We start from the raw sequence: 6,973 nt of genomic DNA, 5'->3' as shown, positions 1-6,973 counted from the left end.
CTCTTTTCTTGATTCTGTGGTTTGTGTGGTAACAACCATTTGATCATGAATTGAGCTTCAACTCAATTTCTTAAGATCTTACCTATGACATCCATGTAAGTAACAAAGAGTTAATCGCCCCTAGGAAGAACCCTTCGGGCAGCGCGTGTTTGGCATTGATGCTGCGTTATCGCCTATTTATGGGGAACAACCACACTACATAGGCTCTGCCTTGCCTAAATACCAAACACACTGCTGCAAATTCAACCTCGAAAGATAAACACGCCCTAGTCAATTTTAATATGAAAGTGCTGCAAATTGGTTTTTTCAAGCTGTTCTAGTTCCTGTTTTGATAACCCAACGTAATCAAACCAGAGTGATTTTTCATCACTTTCCACCAGCTGATGTTCGCTCAAAGTAACACATTGACTATAACAACGTGCCTTTTGCATTAACATCGCTAATGGCAATAGTGAATCCCCTTTGGACACACCATTAATCAACTGCGATAACACAGCATTAAAAGGTAAATACCGAAACGCCATTTTATCAATCACCGTCGCCGTGACTTTTAGCGCATGCTGATTAAGTAAAGTACTTAAAAATAACGGATCAGGTTTTAACTCTAACAATGCGGTGTGAAGATCTTTATGTTGGTCTTCTCGGGCAAGGGTTACTTTGCGCTGCCACACTCGTTCGAATGTACGTAAATAGAGTCGAATCAAAGCTATCTTGCCAACATCGAGTAACATACCCAAAGTAAATGCATGTACTTCATTAATACCATTGAGCTTAGCCAACTCTTGCGCCGCAATCGCGCAAGCCATTGAGTTATCGCGTAGGCGACGCTTTAATAATGGAAATGGTTCGGTGCTGTGTGGCATCCAATGACGTACCGCAAAGGTTGGCACTACAAACTGTAAGTTGTCTAAACCAATATAACGCAGAGCTAAAGAGGGATTATCAACTTTTACCGAAGTATGTTTATTGCGCTGCGCGCGATAATAAGGCAAATTCACAAAAGCAACTAACTCACGTCCTAACCAAGTTAAATCTTTAACTAATGGCTCAAGGCGCCCTACCGATGCTGATTTTACCGCAAGTATGTCTAAAATCGCGGGGACATTATCTTCAATACCAATGGTTTCATGTAGTACCGTATCAATATCGGCTAACTGCTTGTTCATGGCGGTATCAATAACTTGATGTAACTGCTGGCTGGCTTGAGCGCGGTACTTATGATGCGAAGTACTGGAGAGTTTACGTATTTTTTGCGCAGCAACTTCAACCTCAAGTAAGGTGCGCTGCTTCATCGCCTCACCATAATTTATATCTAGAGTATGAATATAGCCAATTTGACGTTGCGCAAAGCTATGTCCAAGCAACAAATCATGGGCTCGTTGCTCTAATGCCTTAGCTGTCCTTTGTTGGCGTATTTCATCTGTCATTAATAGTTATCTTTTATAAATAAATTAAGGGAAGCTACTACGTTTGTTAGCATAAGCCTAGAACCGAGTTAAAAAGTTAGCAAGTAATTCAAGTCCTCGCTGCGTTAAAATTGCCTCTGGGTGAAATTGTACCCCCTCTAACGCTAAGCTATTATGAACTAAGCCCATTATTTCATCTAACTGGCCACTTTCAGTTTCGGTCCAAGCGGTGATCTGCAACTCATCAGGAATGCTATCTTGTTCAACAACCAACGAATGATAACGGCAAACTGTTAATGGATTTGGTAAGCCGGCAAATACACCTTGATTAGCATGATAAATTGGCGAGGTTTTACCATGCATCACTTGCTTTGCCCTAACAATGTTCGCACCTAGTGCTTGTGCTATTGTTTGATGACCTAAACAAATACCTAAAATTGGAAATTGACCTTTTAATTGCTCAACAAGCTCCAAAGATATACCCGCTTCATTTGGTGAACATGGGCCGGGAGATATCACGATATGCTTAGGGTTTAACTGGGCAATTTGACTAACCGAGATCTCATCATTGCGCTTTACTAGCACCTCTTGATCTAAACGTTGAAAATACTGTACCAAATTGTAGGTAAACGAGTCGTAGTTATCGATCATTAAAAGCATGTAATAAAGCACTCAAAATAGAAATTGTTTGCAGGCAACTGCCTGCGTTCATATTCTAACTTAAGCCCGCACGGGTGTCAGTGTTTTGTATTCAGGCAAAGGGAAATTACTTTAATAACGATAATACTGAGCTTGATGTTGATTTATTTTAAATCAGCCCAAGCTCTATTGTATTGGCAAAACGCCTCAGAGCATTTAATTTGACTAAAACCCATGCGTGTTTATCTATCGAGATTAATATGTAACACGCTTTAATAAGGAGCGACCTATGTTAGGCGAAGATCATTCATTAACTAAAGATTTCCCTGAATACCAAAGCACTATCACTAAGCTCAACACTGATAATGAAGAGTTCGCGGCAAGGGCAAAGCAATACAATGCAATTGATAAAGAAATCCGTGTCCTGGAGTTACAAGATGCCCCTATTGATGATGAAGCAATGCATCAATTAAAACACGATAGAATGGCATTAAAAGATTGGCTCCATCAGCAATTAGCTGATGCTGCCAACTAATAATTATATTATATATATCTGGCGCTTATTTAAAACTAAGCGCCAGCACTGAGCCTTAACTCCCTTTCACTCATCCTATTTGCCTAAAATTACATCCATTATGGTGCAAAAGCATTGCTATTCGTTTAGCTTAGAGACAAGCTATCTTTATCTAAGTTAAATAACATTATATTTTATGTGCAAATACATACTCTCGATTGACCAAGGAACGACGAGCTCTCGCGCCATCTTATACACCAAAGATGCCGAGGTTTTTGGCACAGCCCAACAAACTTTCCCGCAGCACTTTGTGCAAAATGGTTGGGTTGAACACGATCCTGTAGATATTTGGCAAACCGTATTCGCGAGCGTTAAAAACGTATTGGCGCAGCAACGGGTAACGGCTACCGACATTATTGCCATAGGCATTGCTAATCAACGAGAAACCACCTTAGTGTGGAGTAAAAAAACTGGGCAACCTATTTACAACGCGATTGTGTGGCAAGACCGACGCACTAGCCAGTACTGTGATAGTTTGCGCGATGCTGGGCACAGTAAAATCGTCAATGATAAAACCGGCTTATTACTCGATCCGTACTTTTCTGCCACCAAAATTCGTTGGATCTTAGATAACGTCACTGGCGCTAAAGAGCAAGCACAAGCAGGTGAGCTGGCGTTTGGTACGGTAGACACCTACTTACTATGGCAATTAACCGATGGTAAAGTACACAAAACCGATGCAACCAATGCCTCTCGCACATTACTGTTTAACATTCACCAGCAATGCTGGGATGAAGACTTACTCGCCTTATTTGATATTCCAGCCTCGATGCTACCTGAAGTAATGGACTCAGCGGCTGACTTTGGTGTTACTAGCAGCGAGTTATTTGGTGGTGAAATACCAATTAGCGGCATAGCGGGTGATCAGCAAGCCGCTTTAATTGGCCAAGCTTGTTTTGAAGAAGGTATGGCAAAAAGCACCTACGGAACAGGCTGTTTTTTAATGCTTAACACCGGCGATAAAGCACTAAAGTCAAACAATCGCTTATTAACCACCATCGCATATAGACTTAACGGCAAACCTACGTATGCCATTGAAGGCAGTATTTTTATGGCAGGTGCCACCATGCAGTGGATTGTAGAGGGCTTGAAATTATTAGAAAGCGCGGGAGAAAGTGAAGCCCTCGTCAAAGGTGTTCCCTTAGATCATGGGGTATTTTTAGTGCCCTCTTTTACAGGTTTAGGCGCTCCCTATTGGGATGCCAATGCCCGAGGTGCTATTTTAGGGCTTACTCGAGATTCAGGTATTAGTACGATTGTCGCTGCAGCTTTGCAATCAGTGGGTTATCAAACTAAAGATTTACAAAAAGCGATGGAAGGGGATGGCTTGCGCCCCAGCATCTTGCGCGTTGACGGCGGTATGGCTAATAATAATTGGGCTATGGAGTTTTTAGCTAATATTTTAGGTGCGAGTGTTGAGCGCCCCACCTTAACCGAAACCACCTCGCTTGGCGTCGCCTATTTAGCAGGCCTGCAAAGTGGTGTTTATGAATCAACAGCGCAACTAGCAACTATGTGGCGATGTGACCGCCGCTTTGAGCCAACTATGAGTAGCTTTGAGCGTAACGATTTATATGCAAAATGGCTACATTGTATTGCGCAAGTGACGCTTGCTAATAATCCGCAGAATGACGGCTAATCGCGTTAATATAATCTGGCATTAACAACTAACTTTAAGGTTCACCCGTGCAGTTACTCGATAACGAATATGATTTACTTGTCATTGGCGGTGGCATTAATGGTGCTGGTATTGCAGCAGATGCAAGTGGTAGAGGCTTGAAAGTATTATTGTGTGAGCAAGACGATTTAGCCTCAGCCACCTCATCAAACAGCAGTAAGCTTATTCATGGCGGGCTGCGCTATTTAGAGCACTATCAATTTAGGTTAGTAAAAGAAGCATTGCTAGAGCGTGAAGTGTTATTAAAAAAAGCACCGCATATTATTTGGCCGCTCTCGTTTAGGCTTCCTCATCAGTCACATTTGCGGCCGCCATGGATGATCCGCCTAGGATTATTTATTTACGACCATCTAGGTAAACGAGACACGCTGCCCGCTTCCAAGTCGATTATTTTCACAAAAGACAGTGTGCTGAATGCATCAATTACACAAGGGTTTGAATATGCTGATGGCTGGGTAGATGACGCGCGTTTAGTGATCTTAAACGCCCTTGCCGCCGAACAACACGGAGCAACCATAGCAACGCGTACTCGTTGTATCAAGGCACAGCGCAATATTGAACATTGGGATGTAACTCTAGCGCAACAAACGACCCAGCAGCAACTACAAATCAAAGCCAAATGCATTGTTAATGCCGCAGGCCCTTGGGTTGCTTCATTGTTTGATAATGTATTTATTCAGCCATCACCACAGCATATTCGCTTAGTCAAAGGCAGCCATATCGTGGTGCCACGTATTCATGACGAGCCATGTGCCTATATTCTCCAAAATGAAGATCAACGTATTGTTTTTGTCATTCCTTTTGAAGATGACTATTCCTTGATTGGTACTACGGATGAAGAATATACCGGCACCATTAAAGATGTAAAAATTAGCGAACAAGAGATTAGTTACTTAATCAATATTACTAATCATTACTTTAAAACCCCGATTGAAGCGACTGATATAGTACATACATTCAGTGGCGTACGGCCATTACTCGATGACCACTCAGCAGATGCTCAAGCTGTAACCCGCGATTATAAGCTGATATTAAATAATGATGATAATCAGGCTGCTTTGTTAAGTGTGTTTGGCGGAAAAATAACTACTTATCGAAAACTGGCAGAAAATGCTGTGGACAAACTCGCGCTATTTTATCCTCATATGACTGAAGCGTGGACAAAAAGCGCGCCGTTACCAGGCGGAGATTTTAGTGAAAAAGCGACGTTAATAACGCAACTACAAGTAAAATATAATTGGTTGCCTGAGTTATTATTAAATAGGCTGGTACGCTCCTATGGCACGCTAACTAATGCACTGCTAGGTAATTGCAGTGCATTGGCTGACTTAGGTTGTCATTTTGGCCATGGTCTATACGCTCAAGAAGTCGATTACCTAATTGCCAAAGAGTGGGCAAAAACCAGCGATGACATATTGTGGCGTAGAACAAAGCTCGGGCTACGCTTTAGTAAAGCGCAAGTCACCGCTTTAGATAACTACTTGCGCACCTTAAATTACTAACTACACATTAAGAAGCTGCAATAAAATGCTCATTTAAGGCTGCTTTTTCAACACTAGATAAAGCTTGCTTAGCTTTAGCGGCAAAGTCGTAACGTACCAGCACTGTTTTACCGATTGCGCAGCATTTATCTTGCTGCCACGCCTCTTGGCGAAGCACAAATGAGCTGCTGCCAATATGCTCTACCGATGTTTTAATACTTACTTCATGCGAGTAAAACAACTCACCTACAAACGACACCTCAATTTTAGCAATAATAAGCTTCCAATCGTGAGGATTTAAATCGGGGGTAAAAAATTTAAAAATAGGTGCACGTGCGGCTTCAAACCAAACAGGGAGTACGGTATTGTTGATGTGTCCGAGTGCATCCGTTTCGCTAAAGCGCGGCATCACTTTTTCAGTAAACATAATAATCCAATAATAATTAAACAGGTAACTCATGACGGACTTTATCCGCGTGTATGACAACGCGCTCAGTAATGACTTTTGCGATAACTTTATCACCACCTTTTCGCAAAGCCCGCATATAAAACAAGGGATGACATCAGGCGGCATAGATCTTAATAAAAAAGATAGCCACGACTTACACTTAAACAATCATCCTGAATACGCTGAGCAATTAAAACATATTCAACAAACTACTGCACAATATGTTTTTAACTACATTGAAGAACATATTTTTATAATGATTGGGGCGTTTGGTTTAAAAGTGTACCACCCCCAAACAGGACAACCTGTTGATTTAACGCAAGCTAATTTTGACGAGGTAGGTAAACCGCAATTACCTTTATTGGTACAGCAAATTTTTCGACTCGGTAATATCCAAGCGCAAAAATACGAAGTTAACAAAGGCGGCTACCCGTATTGGCATAGTGAAGTGTACCCACAGTTACACCATAACGAAGCACTGCATCGAGTATTGTTATTTATGTTTTATTTAAACGATGTTGAAGAAGGCGGTGAAACCGAGTTTTATTATCAAAATCGTAAGATAGCTCCGAAAAAAGGCACTATGGTGATTGCCCCAGGCTACTTTACTCATACTCATCGCGGTAATAAGCCAGTATCGAATGATAAATATATTTTAACGTCGTGGGTGCTATTTAACCGCGCAGAGCAAATATACGGGCAGCCACAGGCCTAAGCGGTAAGCGGTAAGCGGTAAGCGGTAAGCGG

Annotated in this window: 7 protein-coding genes; 4 read left to right on the top strand and 3 right to left on the bottom strand. The window is 41.8% G+C overall.

Annotated elements, in window-relative coordinates; translation table 11 throughout:
• Positions 1–266: 266 nt before the first annotated feature.
• Positions 267–1,427 (bottom strand): HDOD domain-containing protein, encoded by a 1,161-nt coding sequence (locus H5183_RS21190; RefSeq protein ID WP_145238027.1) that lies wholly within the window; start codon positions 1,425–1,427, stop codon positions 267–269.
• Between the two features lie 57 nt (positions 1,428–1,484).
• Positions 1,485–2,066, bottom strand: a complete 582-nt coding sequence (locus H5183_RS21185) for an aminodeoxychorismate/anthranilate synthase component II (RefSeq protein ID WP_145238024.1) — start codon at positions 2,064–2,066, stop codon at positions 1,485–1,487.
• Positions 2,067–2,334: 268 nt separating this feature from the next.
• Here H5183_RS21185 and H5183_RS21180 point away from each other — a divergent pair, with 268 nt between their 5' ends.
• The 3 genes from H5183_RS21180 (at position 2,335) to glpD (ending at position 5,799) form a co-directional block, all read left to right on the top strand.
• Positions 2,335–2,580 (top strand): YdcH family protein, encoded by a 246-nt coding sequence (locus H5183_RS21180; RefSeq protein WP_145238021.1) that lies wholly within the window; start codon positions 2,335–2,337, stop codon positions 2,578–2,580.
• Positions 2,581–2,755: 175 nt separating this feature from the next.
• Positions 2,756–4,258 (top strand): glycerol kinase GlpK, encoded by a 1,503-nt coding sequence (glpK, locus tag H5183_RS21175; protein ID WP_182732656.1) that lies wholly within the window; start codon positions 2,756–2,758, stop codon positions 4,256–4,258.
• Positions 4,259–4,305: 47 nt separating this feature from the next.
• Positions 4,306–5,799, top strand: a complete 1,494-nt coding sequence (gene glpD / locus H5183_RS21170; RefSeq protein ID WP_182718912.1) for a glycerol-3-phosphate dehydrogenase — start codon at positions 4,306–4,308, stop codon at positions 5,797–5,799.
• Between the two features lie 7 nt (positions 5,800–5,806).
• Here glpD and H5183_RS21165 read toward each other — a convergent pair whose 3' ends face one another.
• Positions 5,807–6,205, bottom strand: coding sequence for a thioesterase family protein (locus H5183_RS21165; RefSeq protein ID WP_182732655.1), 399 nt, complete (start codon positions 6,203–6,205; stop codon positions 5,807–5,809).
• A 31-nt stretch (positions 6,206–6,236) separates the two neighbouring features.
• On the opposite strand from H5183_RS21165, the gene H5183_RS21160 reads away from it, so the two are divergent.
• On the top strand, positions 6,237–6,941 hold the full coding sequence (locus tag H5183_RS21160; RefSeq protein WP_145238009.1) for a 2OG-Fe(II) oxygenase: 705 nt from the start codon (positions 6,237–6,239) through the stop codon (positions 6,939–6,941).
• Positions 6,942–6,973: the final 32 nt, after the last annotated feature.

The sequence above is a fragment of the Pseudoalteromonas sp. SR44-8 genome, from assembly GCF_014163635.1.
Lineage (GTDB): Bacteria > Pseudomonadota > Gammaproteobacteria > Enterobacterales > Alteromonadaceae > Pseudoalteromonas > Pseudoalteromonas rhizosphaerae.
This window is presented reverse-complemented; position numbering and strand designations above follow the sequence as displayed.

Coding starts and splice junctions, on each gene's coding strand:
- H5183_RS21165 (WP_182732655.1), bottom strand. CDS start 6,205: ATGTTTACTGAAAAAGTGATGCCGCGCTTTAGCGAAACGGATGCACTC.
- H5183_RS21185 (WP_145238024.1), bottom strand. CDS start 2,066: ATGCTTTTAATGATCGATAACTACGACTCGTTTACCTACAATTTGGTA.
- H5183_RS21180 (WP_145238021.1), top strand. CDS start 2,335: ATGTTAGGCGAAGATCATTCATTAACTAAAGATTTCCCTGAATACCAA.
- H5183_RS21160 (WP_145238009.1), top strand. CDS start 6,237: ATGACGGACTTTATCCGCGTGTATGACAACGCGCTCAGTAATGACTTT.
- glpK (WP_182732656.1), top strand. CDS start 2,756: ATGTGCAAATACATACTCTCGATTGACCAAGGAACGACGAGCTCTCGC.
- H5183_RS21190 (WP_145238027.1), bottom strand. CDS start 1,427: ATGACAGATGAAATACGCCAACAAAGGACAGCTAAGGCATTAGAGCAA.